Raw genomic sequence first — 17,542 nt, 5'->3', positions numbered from 1 at the left:
TACGCTCAGACAGTTAGCGGTAAAGCATCCTCGTTGACGCTCTTTGCGTTCGGCGGCGACAAATTGGGGAACATGGTGCTAGAAAACAGAAACAGAACGAACACCTGTACCACGGAAAAAGTAGAAAGGCACACTGAACCAATAACCTCTATACCTTGATAACGAAGTTGAACCAATTTGGAGGTCGAGAGGCCGACGAACCGCGCTGACATGTAAGAGGGAAACAGATTCATTGTAAGTGGAATGCGGCCCGCTGCAAGCGTGAACTTTAAGGCCATTTTTTGCTTACTTTTTGCTGGCCTTAGAAAAAAGTACGTCGCAGTGTGAGGGCGAGACCTCACGAACTTGAACTTGGTTTTGATTTCAAGTGTAGTGGGGTTTGATCAACATTGAACAACGGATAACAACAATCATAGGCTGAAGTAAACTGGGGTTGCGCCCCCAGACCTCGCCATACTTTTAGCGTCATCCAAAAGTATGCAAAACATGACCCCGTGATTGTCTGGCCCTGCGGGTTCCCTCACTGCAGTCGCTTACAGCAGAGCGTGCCAAAAAACTCGCTGCGCTCAAACAGTTTTGGCACAAGCGGCTCTGCTGACGCTCTTTGCGTTCGGCGGCGACAAATGGGGGAACATGGTGCTAGAAAACAGAAACAGAACGAACACCTGTACCACGGAAAAAATAGAGAGGCACACTGAACCAATAACCTCTATACCTTGATAACGAAATTGAACCAATTTGGAGGTCGAGAGGCCGACGAACCGCGCTGACATGTAAGAGGGAAAAAGAATCATTATAGGTAGAGTACGGCCCGCTGCAAGCGTGAACTTTAAGGCCATTTTTTGCTTACTTTTTGCTGGCCTTGGAAAAAAGTACGTCGCAGTGTGAGGGCGAGACCTCACGAACTTGAACCTAAGGTTTAAAAAGACAAAAACGGTGGACAATGCCCACCCTACACAACACACGACAACGATAAAGAAACAAACAACTCATATAAATAGTAATAGGAGAAAAAACATGAAAGTAATCTTCGTCGGCGCTGGCCCAGGCAACCCAGAGCTCCTCACAGTAAAAGCCCATAAACTTTTGAGCAACTGCCAAATCTGCGTTTACGCCGGTTCACTGGTCAGCCCTGAAGTGGTCAACCTTGTTCCTGATAATTGCGAACTTCACGACTCGGCGTCGATGACGTTGGAGCAAATTGAGGTGGTGTTTGTTAAAGGGCAGAAAAACGATGTTGACGTGATTCGCCTGCATACCGGTGATCCATCCATCTATGGCGCGATTCGCGAGCAGATGAATATCCTTGATCGCCTTGGTATTGAATATGAAGTGATCCCCGGTGTTAGTTCTTTTCAGGCTGCTGCGGCGGCACTCAAAACAGAATTGACGGCTCCTGAGATTTCTCAAACCATCATTCTCAGCCGCACCTCGGGTCGTACGCCAATGCCTGAGATGCAGGAACTAGAGCATTTAGCCCGCACCGAATCGACGTTATGTCTGTTTTTATCGGTGCATAAATTGGCCATTGTTGCCGAAGAACTTTCACAATATTACGGCAGCGATTGCCCGATTGGTGTTATCTTCCGCGCCAGTTGGCCCGATGAACTGATTATTGAGGGAACCCTAGCCGATATTGCGCCAAAAGTCGTTGAGGCTGGCATCACCAAAACAGCGATGATCATTGTCGGTCAGGCCTTAGCGCGTGATCTGCCGGTATCAAAACTGTATCATCGTCACTTTACTCATGGCTACCGCACTGCGGAGGCTGACGACACCTCAACAACGGATGCAAACTAATGGCAACAGCGGTCATCACTTTTTCACCACAGGGCCTTATCGTCATGCAGCAAATTGCTGCGGCGATGGAGGTGGATCAATACCTCCATCACTTGATCGATGCGCCTGAAGGGGTAACCTCATTTGAACGAGTTTACGCCCTGACTGAGGAGATCTTCCAACAGTACAGTGGCTTGGTTTATATCGCTCCGTGTGGCGTGGTGGTGCGAGCCATTGCCCCACTGGTGCAACATAAACTCAAAGACCCTGCTGTGGTGTGTTTGGATGTTGGCGCTCGCCATGCCATGAGTGTGTTAAGTGGTCACGAAGGTGGTGCTAACGATCTGGCGATTGCCGTTGGCAACATAACGGGCGCTGAGCCAGTGATCTCCACCACCACTGAGGCGGTAAAAGACCTGATTGTTGGTATCGGTTGTCGGCGCGGTAAACCAGCGGATGAGATTCACGCCGCCCTGACCGCAGCCCTTGATCAAGTGCAGATGCCCATTGAACGGGTGCGCTACCTGGCTACCGCCGATGTGAAAGCCGATGAGGCGGGTTTGATCGAAGTCAGCGAAGCGTTAAACATTCCGCTACGCATTATTGATTCGGACTGGATTCGCATGAGCACCTTGCCCTTTAGCCATTCCGACTTTGTTGAACAAAACGTTAATCTACCTGCGGTGAGTGAACCCGCAGCTCTACTTTCTGGACGGAGGACATCATTAATACTACCGAAAACGGCCTACAACGGCATAACGATAGCGATTGCCAAGGAAAACTGTACCTCGTTGGCATAGGTCCTGGCAGCATTCAAGATCGTACCCCGCGGGCAACAGAAGCGATTTTGAACAGTGATGTCGTGGTCGGTTATGGCCCTTATATCGACTCCATTGCTGATCTGATTAGTAACCAGCACACCGTCACCTCAGGGATGATGAAAGAGGCCGAGCGCTGCCGTTCAGCGATTGATGCCGCTAAAGAGGGCAAAATTGTCTCGCTCATCTCATCAGGTGATGCAGGGATGTACGGTATGGCGGGTCTGGCCATTGAGATGGCCGCAGCCGATGGCGATACCATCGACATGGAAGTGATCCCCGGTGTCACGGCAGCCAATTCAGCCGCGGCTCTCATGGGTGCGCCACTGATGCTCGACTCAGCAACCATTAGCTTAAGTGATCTGCTCGTACCGTGGGAGATGATTCTCAAGCGCCTTGAAGCCGTAGCTTCGGCGGACATGGTGGTCTCTCTGTATAATCCCCGCAGTAAAAAGCGCATTATGCAGTTAGAGGAAGCGGCTCGAATCTTTCGCGCCAATCGCCCCGGCACCACACCAGTAGGCATTGCCACAGCGGTTGGTGCGGCAGATGAGCATCTGGTATTGACCGATCTCGACCATATGTTTGATCACCAAATCGGCATGCGTTCAATGGTAATTATCGGCAATTCAACCACCTGTATTCTTAATGGCCGCATGGTGACACCGCGCGGGTACTATAGTAAACGATGACACCAACGCCACCTACCGAACCACAGCAACGGCCAAAGGTGTTGTTGCTTGGCGGCACCAGTGAAACAGCACCCTTAGCTCTGCAACTGGTTGATGCGGGCTATCAGGTGTTTGTCTCCACTGCTACCGATGCCCAGTTAGCGGTCGGTGATCATCCCGCTATTAGCAGGCGCTGCGGTCGTTTGAACGCTGACGATATGGCTCACTTGGTTGCACAACAAGCCATTGTTGCCGTGGTGGATGCCACCCATCCCTACGCGACGGAAGTTCATCAGGTTGCCCGACAAGTTGCCGATGCGTGTCAGCGCCCCTATTTGCGTTATCAGCGTCAAGGGTTGCTCGATCAACACCAAGGTTGGGTCGGAGTAAAGGATCATCAACAGGCAGCACAACGAGCTTGTGCTGAGGGTAAACCGATACTACTGACAACGGGATCGCGTCATTTAGATCCTTACGTTGCCGAAGCAACACGGTGTAACATTCCACTGTTTGCCCGGGTGCTTAATCACCCTGAATCACTTGCCGCCTGTGACGCAGCAAAACTGGAACCAGCCAGCCGTATTTTAGGCCGCGGGCCGTTTAGTTTAGAACAAAACCGTGAATTAATTCGTCAGCATCACATTGGCGTTGTCGTCACAAAAGATAGTGGCAATGCAGGTGGCGTGTTGGAAAAATTGACCGCTACGCAACTTGAGAACTGTCTGTTAATTGTTGTCCAACGCCCCGAAGAGGATGATCGTCATCGGTTTAGTGACATGACGATTTTAATCACAGCGCTGAATGAGCAACTTATGGGCGATGAAGTGCGATGATTCTGTTAAACATTAACTTAAACAACCATTATGATGCAGTCCTACACAGGAGTGTAAAATGGAGTACAAAATGAACGATAAAACTCAGGTTTACCTCGTCGGCGCTGGCCCAGGCGATACCGGATTGATCACCGTAAAAGGGCTACAGTGCTTACAAAAAGCCGATGTGGTGCTCTACGATAAATTATCCAATCCAGCCTTTTTGCAGGAAACGCCGGCCACGGCTGAACTGATCTATGTGGGGAAAATTAAAAACCACCACTCCATGGCTCAGGAGGAGATCAATAAATTATTAGTCAGTAAAGCGAACGAGGGCAAGGTTGTCGTGCGCCTCAAAGGCGGTGATCCGTACATCTTTGGTCGCGGCGGCGAAGAGGCATTGCAATTAGCTGAGGATGGAATCCGTTTCGAAGTGATCCCCGGCATCACCTCGGGCTTTGCCGCATCCACCTATGCAGGCATTCCCCTCACCCATCGCGACTTTACCACTAATGTCAGTTTGATTACTGGTCACGTGAAAACCAGCAAAAATCAATTCATCGACATCAATTGGCCCGCATTAGCAACCAACAAGGGAACCCTTGTTTTCTATATGGGCCTAAGTAATATCGATTCGATTTGCGAGCAACTGATGCTTCATGGTCGCGCGGAAGACACCCCCGTAGCCGTCATCAGTCGTGCGACGACGGCCAACCAACAAACGGTGGTTGCCACCCTCAAGGATGCACCGCAACGAGTCATTGAATGTAACGTTAAACCTCCCGCATTGATCATTGTCGGCGAAGTGGTATCACTGCGCCAGCAACTACGCTGGTTTGATACCAAGCCACTGTTTGGTCAACGTATTTTGATCCCCCATACTCAGGCAGGTTCAACAAAGCTCAGCGATCAACTAAAAGATTTAGGTGCTGAAACCATCCGTATCAAGGTGCTCGAAGACCTCGAACCTGCCAGTTGGCACACGCTTGATCAAGCCATTGAGCAACTGGCCCAATTTAACCTGCTGGTTCTCAAAACCCCTTCCTGTGTCGATGGCTTATGGCAACGGTTGAAAGCTGCCAACAAAGATACACGCGCCCTCGCCCACCTCACCATTGTTAGCTGCGGCTGTAAAACAAGCCAAGCGTTGCGCAATAAAGGGATTGAGGCCGATCAGGTGATTAACGCTGAGGAACTTAAAGACGGTGGTGCATTAATCAATACGCTGGCGCAACAACAGGCCAACGGAGTACGAATTCTGTGCCCAACAGCGGATGATGACACCAGCACCGTATTGCAAACACTCCAGCAGGCTGGGGCAATCATCGATCAGCCTGCCGCCTATGCAACGCGGTGTACAACAACCCATCGTGACTATTTAATCGAGTTACTCAAAGCGGAGCAAGTGACATCCTTATGCCTCACATCTGCGGCAAGCACTACCGCTTTGGCTGAGCTTCTCGGCAGTGAAACACCGCTGTTGTCAGCATTGCACACCGTTGCTATGGGGCCAGCCACCGAACACGCGGCACAGCAATGCGCTATTAGTGTAGATACGTGCTCAGATCACCCCACTAGCGCTGCGGTTGTTGCATCATTACTAGATAATAGTGAAAAGGATAACGGATAACTGGTTACACAAAAAAGGGCAGAACCTGTGAGTTCTGCCCTTTATAATTGTTTTAATATCAATCAATTAGCTTGATCAGACCTCATCCATACTAGGCAGTTAATATTCCTTAAAGTTGCCTTTTTTACCCTAAAATGGTGTATTTAAGAGCAAAAAACATGCTTATTCATCTCTTAATTGTTGTCATTTCAGTAGCTTGACTTAGTCCGACCCCATTGCTAAATTCGTTGTATTTCTCCCCAAATCGGCTTTGTTGTGTTTTGGTTTTTGTAAGAAATATTGCAATTCAAGACCTGCCCACAAGCCACCTTTAAAGCGAAAGTGTTATTGAATATTTATAACTAAATCCATCATCTATTGTCCTATGGATATAATTCCCCTCGTTAATTGGCTGTGTTTATATGCAGATACGCAATGTCGCGGATAGAATTAAAAACATAAGTATGGAGGAAAACATGAACAAATTTATCGTATCTACAGGAAGACCTCATAATGGTCCTAGCACTACCGGTAATCCTTCTGGTGGTGGCCGAGGGAATAACAGGCCAGGCGGAAAATAGACCGGAATGACGGTTACAGATAATTGTTTCTAAATCGCGGGCTTTATCTGTAGCCGTTTCCTGTTGTGGATGTAAAGAGATTGGTATGTGTTGGAAACGTTAAAAGAAGTATGTTTCGAAGTCGTATGAGGTCTAGATTCTTTGATGATTTGATCGAGGAATAACGCGCCCCCAAACACCTCAGTTGCAAAATAAACATAACTGTTAGGTGATACTTCATGTTTCTGTTGTTGGCTTAATCCAGCATATAGTCCCTTGGCCCACCTTGAGATTTTTTCAAAGGTCACCGGGTGTCCTTTTTCGACGTGGAGATAGTAGTGCATTTCCCAAGTTTCTTTTGATAGGGGGGGTAAGTCAGGCGCGATGTCAGCATCGTCAGCATCTCCGTATTCCTCTATCATTAGGCTGACAAATTTTTGTTTGTTTACGGCTAAACCTTCCAGCCAGAGTTTTAGAAGGTTGTGAGAGGTAAGTCTGTTTGTTTCTTGTGTAACGCACTGCCCTAAAAGAGACGTCTTGTAGTGTTCATTAGTAGAAAGATATTCTGCTTCAAAATGCGAAAGTAGGAAAAGTAAGCTCTGCAATAAAACACGAGTTATGTGGTTTCTCAGCTCATTTAGATCTATTGAATCCATAATTTTTTTACTTAGGGTCGAACCTTCTGGAAAGTAAAGAGGGATAATGCTTTCAGTAAGGTAGTTTTTATATTTTTCGAATCGTTTGGCTTTTGATTTCTCTTTTTCAATTGTTTGGTAAAAATTTAAATCACTGTTTGCAAGGCTTTTTAGTAATTCAAAACTTTTCGGGACTATTTCAAAACCAGCTTTTTGTTGCTCATCTATAAAATAAATCCAAGAATGTGTCTTAGCTAAAAATTCATTATCTATTGATCCGTTAATCGGGTAATTGTTCAGAAATTTACGAGAGAGTTTACAGACCATACTTTCTGGGAATTTATTATTTTTTATATAGCGGCGAATAGTGCGAGGATCGATATCTCCCGCTGATGCAAGTGCTTCGTGTACCTGCCCTTTGTAATTAATTTTCAATATATCAAAAACATCAACAATGGTTATCATGAGAAACATGCAGTTGGTATTCCCTCCATTTGCAGTTATGGAAAAAGCAATTGGGTCAGGTCTTGAAATGCAACATTCCTATGGAAATTTAAGAACTACACGACCACTAGTCGGGTTATTTCGAACTGAAATATTGTAATTCAAGACCTGACCCTAATGACTCGCACAGGCTCTGCCCTTTATATTTATTGCTGCGATTTTAAATACATAAGTAGCAAAATGGGACTGTTCCCAGCTTCATCAGCAGCTGTCCCGATCTTTTGTGGCGAGAGACTACTTGTGTGTTTAATCTGGGAACTATCGCTAGTTTCTTCTAGCCTTTTCCTTTAATCAGAGTTGTATTTACTAAACCGTCAACGTTATTTTCTCCATCCAAGTAATAAGCTCCACTAATATCTAATCGACCCTGAAAATCATCTCCACGGCTTAAGCCACCAATAATGTTTTTCTCGCCTAAAACAGTCCAAACAATCTTCAGGTTATGTTTTTGAAGAAATTGAATAAAAGTTTTCTTTTTTACCAAAAGATAACGGTTTGATTCATTGTAAACAGATGGCGAGTAACATACTACTTGGCTATTTTGATCAGTAAATTCGCCTACCTTCTCAGAAGGGGTCAACTCCATATTGTCATAAATAAATTTAGATGGCTTCAATATATTAAATGACCCTTCGATTGAATTGTCAGTTTCTTTTTCCCATGAATAAATACTTGCTGTTAGCGTTACATCACAGATGGGATTATCATTATCTTTATCGGTAATTTTATGGTGTTCAAGCCCACCATAGTAGTAATTATTGAAATATTTAAAAGCTGGTGACCAATAAAATTCCCGTTCAAACACCTGATATCTATTAGACGTTTCAGGCATCCAACGGCCCATAAAATCTTGAACAGTTGCCCAATCAATGAATTTTTCACTATCATCTTCCGCAACCAAATAGCTTCTAATATGATACCAAATTCTTTTATGGGGTTGCTCCCATCTGTCTTGCCCCAGCAATTTAGGTTCAGCCCATTCCGGATATGCTTCAAGAACTAACCACTCGTTATTTTCTTCATCAATAACATTGATTAAGTTTGGACTATTAGGTAAATCATCCAAGTCATTTAACCAATCATTATGGCTTAAGCTCCAATTATTATGTGTTTCTTTCGACCACCAGTGTTTGGTTTGACGATCATCATCCACTTTTACAGTCTTCCGTAAAGGCATTGAGGGGTCTATATCCCTAGCGTAAGGCTGCCATGTACCCTCATATGGTTCAATTTCATCATCGCTCCAGTTTCTTTCTGACTTCATGACACAATTATCGGAAACTCTAGCTAAAATTTCGTGTAAAGCAATCCACTGATATTTTTTACCTATTCGCTCATGAGTAGAATCGCGACCTCTTCCTGTACCGATATTCCTATCGAATTTCCCATGTAGTTTTGCGTTATACCCATATTTTTCAAAAATCCAATCAACTGCGATGTTACTCATTTCATCTGGATTAACTTTCCAAGCACTCAATGCGGATTGAAAAGTATATCGGCCAAAATCCCCATAACGACAAATCCCTCGCCCATACTCAGTTGTCATAGAGCTTAAGATGCTATCTTGAGAAGATAAATAGTCATTTTCTTTATCAAATTTCACTTTATATTTGGCATCAATTTCTTCATTCGAAGGTGCAACTTTAGTTAACTTACTTCGATAAGGTGGGCGTGCTTTTTCTATCTCTATACCAAAATCACCAAATGTATAATATGTATAATATGTATATTCGATAACACCACGCGCATAATCTCTCAACAAAACATGTGGATATATTTCTTCATCTTTCGTATTAAAAATAGTTCTAAAGATATATTTTGATAGATCTTTGAGTTTACGATTGTCCTTTGTAGTAAGGGCACAACCATAAGCTACAGCAAACAAACGCTCATAAACATAAGGATCATTGACACCTTCAAATTCCATAAGCAATTCAATTAAAATATCGATATCATTTTTCAGCAGGCAAACCAGTGCTTTAGTTGCTTCATCGCGCAAAAGCCGATTGGTGCTAGTTAAAAACCAAGCTATTGCTATAGATGATAATTTTTTAGATTTGTTTGAAATATGAGATTTATCACAATTGCTCCACGACCAATCAATTAGTCGCTTAATGGCATTATTATCGTAATAATGGTCCTTTAAAAAAATCGTCCACCACCCATCTCTTTCAGCTAACGATTTTTCAAATAAGTTTCGGTGTAAAAAAGAACTGTTGAAATAATGTTCAGGATTAGAACAAACAGAAATAATTGTTTCCAAGAATAGTTTTTCAGTTGCACGATAAGAAAAAACATTTGAATTGATATACTTGATCAGGTCATCATCGACCGTGTTTATTTTTCTCCAGAGCAAACTCTGAACAAAACTATCCACTACTGGATATTCATTTTTGACATGGGGAGCAAAGTAAAAAAACTCTTTTCCTGTTAATTCTGGCAATTGAATTGATAAAGCATCAAGTAGGCCTTTGTTTTGGTAGCAAAGGGTTCTATCTTTAAATAGATTGAATAAAATACCATTTTGTTGAAATTCACTTTCTATATTATTATGAGCAGCAAGTAAAAATTTTGCTGCCATGTGATCTTCAAATCTCTCATACGAAAGATATATACCCTCTTGATATTCATCTATCTCAGCAATCCAAAATACATTCTTGGAAAATACACCTTCAGAGATTAAGCTATCCAATAGGCCTGATTTAATATCAAACTCTTTCGATAGTTTATTTAGTATAACGAAAGCGTTTTCGTATGAAATAAATCCAGTGCAGTTATTAACTTTCGTCGAAATTATTGCATTTATTGCCTTTTCAACAATGTTAATATTCCTTGGGTAATTAAACTTTCTTGGCTGGGATAGATGTTGATTCACACTATTCACGAAGAAGCCTATTATGTCGCTAATGCCCTGAAATCCATCTGGAATCCGTGAGTAGCCAGATCTACTCAACCCTTCGCAAAAGAGCAATAAAAATAGTGGGTTTTGAAATTCTGGATGCAATAAAGGGATAGAAGGAAGCTCAATTCCAAAATTATTAAAAAACAATTTTGAAGCTTCGTATTCATTATCTGAGAATCCATAGTGGGTACATCTAGTAATAATTTCATTGGGTAACAGTTCGTTTGAAACTAATAACTCAGAATACGAAGACCGCACAGAAATAACTAGCCCAAGCCACGGGAAAGCCTTGAGAGAATGAATGAAACCTCTTATATGTTCAGGCCAAAAGTACTTACCCTTACCTTCATTGATGGCATCAATAAAGATAATTAGCCTTTGTCTGCTTGTTTCTGCTTTTGAGTTTAACGCACCAAAAAACACCTTAAATGAGCAAGCAATATCTAGCTTTTTCTTTATTTGCGACCAGGGGTCTTCCTCTGTAACAAAATGCTGCCCTAATAACAAAAGGCTATAAGCACCCGTTTCATTTCTTTTAGTTGTAACATCAGCGAGTAAATGAGATTTTCCCACACCAGCTTCACCATCTAAAATCAAGTAAGGGTTGTTTATTAAAGCTACTGCTTCACTGCTGAATACGCGCTCAGCATCATATATAGCGCGTTGTAATTCATTTACAGTGTTTATATCTGACCCGTATTTTTGATATCTAATATGCGACTTAGTTTGCGAATCTTTTAATTTATGTTCTTCAGCCAAATAAAAATCATATATTTCACTTGCAATATCAGTAACTTCATTAAGCAATAGAATGAATGGTTCAGTCTGTATTATCTCAATGCCACCAAACTCAAGTTTAAGAAATAAAGTTCTTAGACCTTCTAAGGCTTTTACTAACCTGTTTTTTTCACCATTTGACGTTGGTGCGCTCTTCAGTAGTTTATCACCATAAATAAGGAGACAATCAAGTTGCTGATGTATTAGCGCTTTTAACTTTTCATCTCTAGATATACCGTCAAATACCTTAGCTACTGCTACATCAACATTTAAATTATCATAATAATTAGGTGTATATCTCTTTCCAAGATCTGCGATGGATTGCTGGCTATTAGCCAGGAACCACTCATCAGTAAACTCCTCCTTATTAAACCAAAAAAAAGTTAACCCTTGATTTTCAGGTTGACTCAATCTAGCTATTAAATCCGAACTCCACCAAGCCAAGAACTCTACTTTTAAGCCTTTAACTGAAGCCCATTCTTCCCATTTCTCAACTCGATTATTCCATTTATCTAGCATAGATTTTTGACCAGTAATTCTGGCGTCTGGCGGATCGTTTGGAATTGCGATGTAGAATTTCTCAAGATTTGGATGTTTGTCTAATACAGTGCGTACTGACTTATCTATTTGGCCCCATTGACTCTCATCAAGGCTTGCTGTGAAAAATTTGGCCTGCCACGCCCACTCAGCACCATTTCCCAGAATCCAAAAACACTCTACACCAGCATCAGGTTTCCCTTTTCGAACAAACTTCTTTTTATCGGGAATACTTTCATTACGTGCAAGCTGACATACTAGTTCTTCAAATCCTTCGTTTTGCGAATTATCTAAGGTTCGGATATTGTTCCAATTAATTGCCATCTTTTCTTCCATTTTCAGTAATAAGATTAGTTAAATGTTGGGAATTAATGACTTAGGATAATTAAAGGGGATGTAGTGGTCTGACTATCAATTCAGCTAAACAACTACTCAAGAATTCTGAACTAAATATTGCGACACAATATGAGGCAAACACGATTTATCCACTAAATTCCGAGCATAAACCTCAACTCCACATTCAATTAGTAAACGAATTTAACGATCAAAAAACCGAGCTTATCTGTATCGACATCAATAATCAAGCTCTTACAAATTCTAATTAAATAAAGTGGATCCAAAAGGGGACATTCTATATCACCAACGTCAACTAAAATAATCCCCACTGCAAAATCAGCAAGTTAAACATGTCGCCCAATTTTGAACGTACCACTGCTGCTATTTCAACACTTGGCGTTAGTCTCACAACTTGGCGAACCTTGAGTTTAATCGTTACAAATATCCGGCATCCCCCGTCCTCAATGGGAGCGGGGCCGCCTCATCATTCCTTATCCAATCTTCAAGATTCCAGTGAGAGGTCCCTGTTTGTCCCGCCCGAGGTCTTTATGCCTCAACGTTCTTGATCGGACTCGTCTCGCCAATGGCTATTTCGAAGGTGGTTTTATACCTTGAAATGGCCAGAATCAAACACTTCGTTTCGCTTCATCATTGTCCATGCCACGATAAGCAGTTTTGCGGCTAATTTGATTCGCATTTTAGTTTTAATGCCGCGTTCTAGTTCTCGCCCTTTGAGTAGTCGGGTAAAGTAGTTTCTGATAGTTTCATCTTGGTAACTGGCAATCAGGGCTGCTTGATATAACCCGTAGCGTAATGCGGCTTTGCCCTGTTTTGAAATTACGGGTACAGCACTGTTGCTTGTTTTACCACTGCGTGATGCGCTTAAATCTAACCCTGCGAGCCGTAACACCTGCTTGCGACTGGTAAAGCGATGGGCATCGCTAATAGCACCAAGGGTCATTGCTGAGATGATTGGCCCAAAGCCAGGGATGGTTATAATGCAGCGGTATGATGAGAACTTCTCTCCAACGTATTTAAGTTGTTGCTCTAAGTCGTGCTTGATCTGTCTGGTATGATGGAGCTGATCAACCATCATCTGTCCTTCCCATGCGGCAGATTCGGGGAGGAAGCAACCGATAGATTGCTGACTTTGTTCCCAAATGGTGCGTAACCGTTTTTCATAGGTAATGGGTCGCCGTGATAGTTTGTATTGTTGGCGAAATGTTTCAAATGGTGTTGCAGCAATATGCGTTGGATCAAAGTCTTTAGCGATAATATCGAGGATCAAACCATCTTGACCGCCTTGAGGCATCTGTTTATCGAGTTCAGGAAAGTATTGAGCTAACAGGTTGTTGCGGATACGCATCCGCAAGCTGTGCTCCTGCTTTTTAAGCTTATTGCGATAAGCGAGGAGACTGCGTAACTCTCTGATGTCATTAGCGGCGAGATCATAGTATTGACAGCGGCTTTGACCGATTAGATCAGCAATGTTCGCAGCATCTTTAGTGTCGTTTTTATCCCAACGACCATCTAAGAGTGATCGGTTATGCTTTACCGCAACATTAGAAACATAAACAACCTGCTCATTGTTACGGATCAGATATTCAGCAAGTGGTTTATGGTAAGAGGCCGTAGGTTCAACACCATACACACACTGCTCTAAAGCATGTCTTGCTACTAAACTACTCGCCATGCCGCGAAGCTTTTGAAACCCTTCAAGATCATTATCAAAAATCAGCCTCTTGTGCAGAGTTTTACCGTTGGCATCACCGAAAAAGGCATGATGGCTACTTTTAGCAACATCAATCCCAACAACCAGAATTGATTTTGATCCACGAATGGTAGAGCGTAGTTGCCGAAACTGTTCCAATCTGTCCAGTTTATCCAACATAAAAGCCTCCTGTTTTGTGGGGTTTGCTTTTATTGTTAGCAGAAAGAACGACCAAAAACAGGCTATTGCTTTTTTATTAATTCGCTTAACTTCCAGGAAGTTAGCTTTGATCGTGAGTCATATATAACGTTCTTGCTTTATTGCTTTTAGAGCATAAATTGCCCCGTTCTCTTGGCGAGCAATTCAGGTTCTACCATCGGTTTTGTAGATGACGGATCACCCCACCACCGCTGCGGTTGTTGCATCACTGCTAAAGCAATAGTGAAAAGGATAGCGGATAACTGATTGCACAAAAAAGGGCAGAACCCTCAGGTTCTGCCCTTTATAATTGTTTTAATATCAATCAATTAGCTTGATCAAGCAGGATAAGGGGCTGGTCTTCGGTTGACTTATGTTTGAATCAATCGAGGCACCCATTGGTTATTCATTGTGACCAAAAGGGGACATTCTATATCACCAACGTCAACTAAAATAATCCCCACTGCAAAATCAGCAAGTTAAACATGTCGCCCAATTTTGAACGTACCACTGCTGCTATTTCAACACTTGGCGTTAGTCTCACAACTTGGCGAACCTTGAGTTTAATCGTTACAAATATCCGGCATCCCCCGTCCTCAATGGGAGCGGGGCCGCCTCATCATTCCTTATCCAATCTTCAAGATTCCAGTGAGAGGTCCCTGTTTGTCCCGCCCGAGGTCTTTATGCCTCAACGTTCTTGATCGGACTCGTCTCGCCAATGGCTATTTCGAAGGTGGTTTTATACCTTGAAATGGCCAGAATCAAACACTTCGTTTCGCTTCATCATTGTCCATGCCACGATAAGCAGTTTTGCGGCTAATTTGATTCGCATTTTAGTTTTAATGCCGCGTTCTAGTTCTCGCCCTTTGAGTAGTCGGGTAAAGTAGTTTCTGATAGTTTCATCTTGGTAACTGGCAATCAGGGCTGCTTGATATAACCCGTAGCGTAATGCGGCTTTGCCCTGTTTTGAAATTACGGGTACAGCACTGTTGCTTGTTTTACCACTGCGTGATGCGCTTAAATCTAACCCTGCGAGCCGTAACACCTGCTTGCGACTGGTAAAGCGATGGGCATCGCTAATAGCACCAAGGGTCATTGCTGAGATGATTGGCCCAAAGCCAGGGATGGTTATAATGCAGCGGTATGATGAGAACTTCTCTCCAACGTATTTAAGTTGTTGCTCTAAGTCGTGCTTGATCTGTCTGGTATGATGGAGCTGATCAACCATCATCTGTCCTTCCCATGCGGCAGATTCGGGGAGGAAGCAACCGATAGATTGCTGACTTTGTTCCCAAATGGTGCGTAACCGTTTTTCATAGGTAATGGGTCGCCGTGATAGTTTGTATTGTTGGCGAAATGTTTCAAATGGTGTTGCAGCAATATGCGTTGGATCAAAGTCTTTAGCGATAATATCGAGGATCAAACCATCTTGACCGCCTTGAGGCATCTGTTTATCGAGTTCAGGAAAGTATTGAGCTAACAGGTTGTTGCGGATACGCATCCGCAAGCTGTGCTCCTGCTTTTTAAGCTTATTGCGATAAGCGAGGAGACTGCGTAACTCTCTGATGTCATTAGCGGCGAGATCATAGTATTGACAGCGGCTTTGACCGATTAGATCAGCAATGTTCGCAGCATCTTTAGTGTCGTTTTTATCCCAACGACCATCTAAGAGTGATCGGTTATGCTTTACCGCAACATTAGAAACATAAACAACCTGCTCATTGTTACGGATCAGATATTCAGCAAGTGGTTTATGGTAAGAGGCCGTAGGTTCAACACCATACACACACTGCTCTAAAGCATGTCTTGCTACTAAACTACTCGCCATGCCGCGAAGCTTTTGAAACCCTTCAAGATCATTATCAAAAATCAGCCTCTTGTGCAGAGTTTTACCGTTGGCATCACCGAAAAAGGCATGATGGCTACTTTTAGCAACATCAATCCCAACAACCAGAATTGATTTTGATCCACGAATGGTAGAGCGTAGTTGCCGAAACTGTTCCAATCTGTCCAGTTTATCCAACATAAAAGCCTCCTGTTTTGTGGGGTTTGCTTTTATTGTTAGCAGAAAGAACGACCAAAAACAGGCTATTGCTTTTTTATTAATTCGCTTAACTTCCAGGAAGTTAGCTTTGATCGTGAGTCATATATAACGTTCTTGCTTTATTGCTTTTAGAGCATAAATTGCCCCGTTCTCTTGGCGAGCAATTCAGGTTCTACCATCGGTTTTGTAGATGACGGATCACCCCACCACCGCTGCGGTTGTTGCATCACTGCTAAAGCAATAGTGAAAAGGATAGCGGATAACTGATTGCACAAAAAAGGGCAGAACCCTCAGGTTCTGCCCTTTATAATTGTTTTAATATCAATCAATTAGCTTGATCAAGCAGGATAAGGGGCTGGTCTTCGGTTGACTTATGTTTGAATCAATCGAGGCACCCATTGGTTATTCATTGGATGCCAGTTAAAAGGCGCTACCGATAGTCAGCATTCCTGACGTGAGGATAAAAACACCAAAACTGATCAAAAGGATACCGCTGACGAGTCGAATAACGACAGGATGACGATTGATGGCGCGTATCCGTTGTCGTGCCGACTGCGAAGCATAGCCGGCCAACAACATCGGAATGGCGAAGCCAAGCGAATAGAAAGCCAACAGGATCAGCCCAGTTGAAAGTTTGCCGTCCTTTGCGACCAAGGCCAAAACGCCGGAAAGCATCGGTCCGACACAGGGAATCCATACTAAGCCAAGGGTTAGCCCCATCATCAGCCCAGACCAGCGGCCTTTACTTCGTGTCTGAATATTGCTTAAAAAGTTCATCTTTTTAAACAGGTTGATGTCGAACAGCATCAGCAGGCCAAACGTAATAACCACTACTGCGGCAACTTTTTCCATCACTGGCATCAGGCTGGCGACAGCTCCACCAAAGATAGAACTAATTGCACCCATGGTCATAAAGCTAACGCTCAAGCCAAGAACGATAAGTAATGGGCGCAACTTGTGGTCTTCTTCGGTGCCAGCAACAATAATAGGGACAACTGGCAGTACGCAGGGTGAAGCAATACTGACGAGTCCGGCAAAGACTGCCATGGCCAACGATGTTAAGGAGAGGTCTATAGTTTCCATTTTAGTCTTGTGGAATAAATGTTAGAAGTTCACGAATCGATTCAGCGGGACGAACACCGGCTGATAATCGCTTGATTTCATTACCCACAGCATCAGTAAGCACAATGGATGGCAAGCCGCGAATACCGTAGGTGTAAAAGATACTACGTTGATCGGGGATATCCGTTCTTACATAGGTAACGGTAACCTTCCCTTCAAGTTCTTCGGCCATATCGGACAAAATAGAATCTTGCATGCGACAGGGTGCGCCTTGAGGATTGATAAAGAACATCAGTTGGGCGGAGGATGCCTGCTGTGTATTAGCAGCCGGTGCTGTTGTTTCAATAGCTGTAACTGGAGCTGATGAAGATGGTAGCGCGGACTGTTCACTGCAACCATATAGTGTAAACAGGCACAGCAGTGAAGCTAATATTTTAAACATGAAGAAACCTTTCTATCGGCAGTTAAGATCAACTAAACACAATCGAACCTTTATATATGGTTTTTTAAATATACATGTCAAGATCATTCGCCATCCATGCATGCACTGGTCGTAATTAATCATTGCTCGATAAAGAGAGATAAAG

11 protein-coding genes are annotated in these 17,542 nt (G+C 43.3%); 5 read left to right on the top strand and 6 right to left on the bottom strand.

Translation table 11 applies throughout. The annotated features are described in order from the left end of the window. Window positions 1-1,017 precede the first annotated feature (1,017 nt). From cobM to cobA, 5 genes are read left to right on the top strand one after another with little or no spacing between them, the layout of a single operon-like run. The gene (cobM, locus tag ACZ5KY_RS09475; protein ID WP_464243649.1) at window positions 1,018-1,800 is read left to right on the top strand and encodes a precorrin-4 C(11)-methyltransferase; all 783 of its coding nucleotides are present in this window, start codon (window positions 1,018-1,020) and stop codon (window positions 1,798-1,800) included. After that, window positions 1,800-2,579 carry a cobalamin biosynthesis protein gene (locus ACZ5KY_RS09470; protein ID WP_464243648.1) on the top strand — a complete coding sequence of 260 codons (780 nt, stop codon included), beginning with the start codon at window positions 1,800-1,802 and terminating at the stop codon, window positions 2,577-2,579. The genes cobM and ACZ5KY_RS09470 overlap by 1 nt, the downstream gene beginning before the upstream one ends. Further along, a complete protein-coding gene (gene cobJ, locus ACZ5KY_RS09465) occupies window positions 2,501-3,289 on the top strand; it encodes a precorrin-3B C(17)-methyltransferase (protein WP_464244653.1) in 789 nt (262 codons plus the stop codon). Before ACZ5KY_RS09470 ends, cobJ begins: the two co-directional genes overlap by 79 nt. Then, window positions 3,286-4,101, top strand: coding sequence for a precorrin-6A reductase (cobK, locus tag ACZ5KY_RS09460; RefSeq protein WP_464243647.1), 816 nt, complete (start codon window positions 3,286-3,288; stop codon window positions 4,099-4,101). The genes cobJ and cobK overlap by 4 nt, the downstream gene beginning before the upstream one ends. A 58-nt stretch (window positions 4,102-4,159) precedes the next feature. Beyond that, the gene (cobA, locus tag ACZ5KY_RS09455; RefSeq protein WP_464243646.1) at window positions 4,160-5,710 is read left to right on the top strand and encodes a uroporphyrinogen-III C-methyltransferase; all 1,551 of its coding nucleotides are present in this window, start codon (window positions 4,160-4,162) and stop codon (window positions 5,708-5,710) included. Between the two features lie 589 nt (window positions 5,711-6,299). Here the strand turns inward: cobA and ACZ5KY_RS09450 are convergent. From ACZ5KY_RS09450 to ACZ5KY_RS09425, 6 genes are all read right to left on the bottom strand, one after another. Further along, window positions 6,300-7,358 carry a hypothetical protein gene (locus ACZ5KY_RS09450; protein WP_464243645.1) on the bottom strand — a complete coding sequence of 353 codons (1,059 nt, stop codon included), beginning with the start codon at window positions 7,356-7,358 and terminating at the stop codon, window positions 6,300-6,302. 304 nt (window positions 7,359-7,662) lie between these two features. Next, window positions 7,663-11,928 carry an NACHT domain-containing protein gene (locus tag ACZ5KY_RS09445; RefSeq protein WP_464243644.1) on the bottom strand — a complete coding sequence of 1,422 codons (4,266 nt, stop codon included), beginning with the start codon at window positions 11,926-11,928 and terminating at the stop codon, window positions 7,663-7,665. A gap of 616 nt (window positions 11,929-12,544) precedes the next feature. Continuing rightward, window positions 12,545-13,831, bottom strand: a complete 1,287-nt coding sequence (locus ACZ5KY_RS09440; protein WP_464243272.1) for an IS110 family RNA-guided transposase — start codon at window positions 13,829-13,831, stop codon at window positions 12,545-12,547. Window positions 13,832-14,588: 757 nt separating this feature from the next. Continuing rightward, complete coding sequence (locus tag ACZ5KY_RS09435; RefSeq protein WP_464243272.1) at window positions 14,589-15,875, bottom strand: IS110 family RNA-guided transposase; 1,287 nt, start codon at window positions 15,873-15,875, stop codon at window positions 14,589-14,591. Window positions 15,876-16,313: 438 nt separating this feature from the next. Continuing rightward, window positions 16,314-16,976 (bottom strand): cytochrome c biogenesis CcdA family protein, encoded by a 663-nt coding sequence (locus tag ACZ5KY_RS09430; RefSeq protein ID WP_464243643.1) that lies wholly within the window; start codon window positions 16,974-16,976, stop codon window positions 16,314-16,316. 1 nt (window position 16,977) lies between these two features. After that, window positions 16,978-17,397: a thioredoxin family protein gene (locus ACZ5KY_RS09425; RefSeq protein WP_464243642.1), complete on the bottom strand. Its 420-nt coding sequence runs from the start codon at window positions 17,395-17,397 to the stop codon at window positions 16,978-16,980. Window positions 17,398-17,542 lie beyond the last annotated feature (145 nt).

Source organism: Desulfuromonas svalbardensis (assembly GCF_055389415.1).
This window is presented reverse-complemented; position numbering and strand designations above follow the sequence as displayed.

What these genes read in the sequence shown, in the direction of transcription:
- cobM (WP_464243649.1), top strand. Translation starts at nt 1,018, where the DNA reads ATGAAAGTAATCTTCGTCGGCGCTGGCCCAGGCAACCCAGAGCTCCTC.
- ACZ5KY_RS09440 (WP_464243272.1), bottom strand. Translation starts at nt 13,831, where the DNA reads ATGTTGGATAAACTGGACAGATTGGAACAGTTTCGGCAACTACGCTCT.
- cobA (WP_464243646.1), top strand. Translation starts at nt 4,160, where the DNA reads ATGGAGTACAAAATGAACGATAAAACTCAGGTTTACCTCGTCGGCGCT.
- ACZ5KY_RS09435 (WP_464243272.1), bottom strand. Translation starts at nt 15,875, where the DNA reads ATGTTGGATAAACTGGACAGATTGGAACAGTTTCGGCAACTACGCTCT.
- ACZ5KY_RS09470 (WP_464243648.1), top strand. Translation starts at nt 1,800, where the DNA reads ATGGCAACAGCGGTCATCACTTTTTCACCACAGGGCCTTATCGTCATG.
- ACZ5KY_RS09430 (WP_464243643.1), bottom strand. Translation starts at nt 16,976, where the DNA reads ATGGAAACTATAGACCTCTCCTTAACATCGTTGGCCATGGCAGTCTTT.
- ACZ5KY_RS09445 (WP_464243644.1), bottom strand. Translation starts at nt 11,928, where the DNA reads ATGGCAATTAATTGGAACAATATCCGAACCTTAGATAATTCGCAAAAC.
- cobK (WP_464243647.1), top strand. Translation starts at nt 3,286, where the DNA reads ATGACACCAACGCCACCTACCGAACCACAGCAACGGCCAAAGGTGTTG.
- ACZ5KY_RS09425 (WP_464243642.1), bottom strand. Translation starts at nt 17,397, where the DNA reads ATGTTTAAAATATTAGCTTCACTGCTGTGCCTGTTTACACTATATGGT.
- ACZ5KY_RS09450 (WP_464243645.1), bottom strand. Translation starts at nt 7,358, where the DNA reads ATGTTTCTCATGATAACCATTGTTGATGTTTTTGATATATTGAAAATT.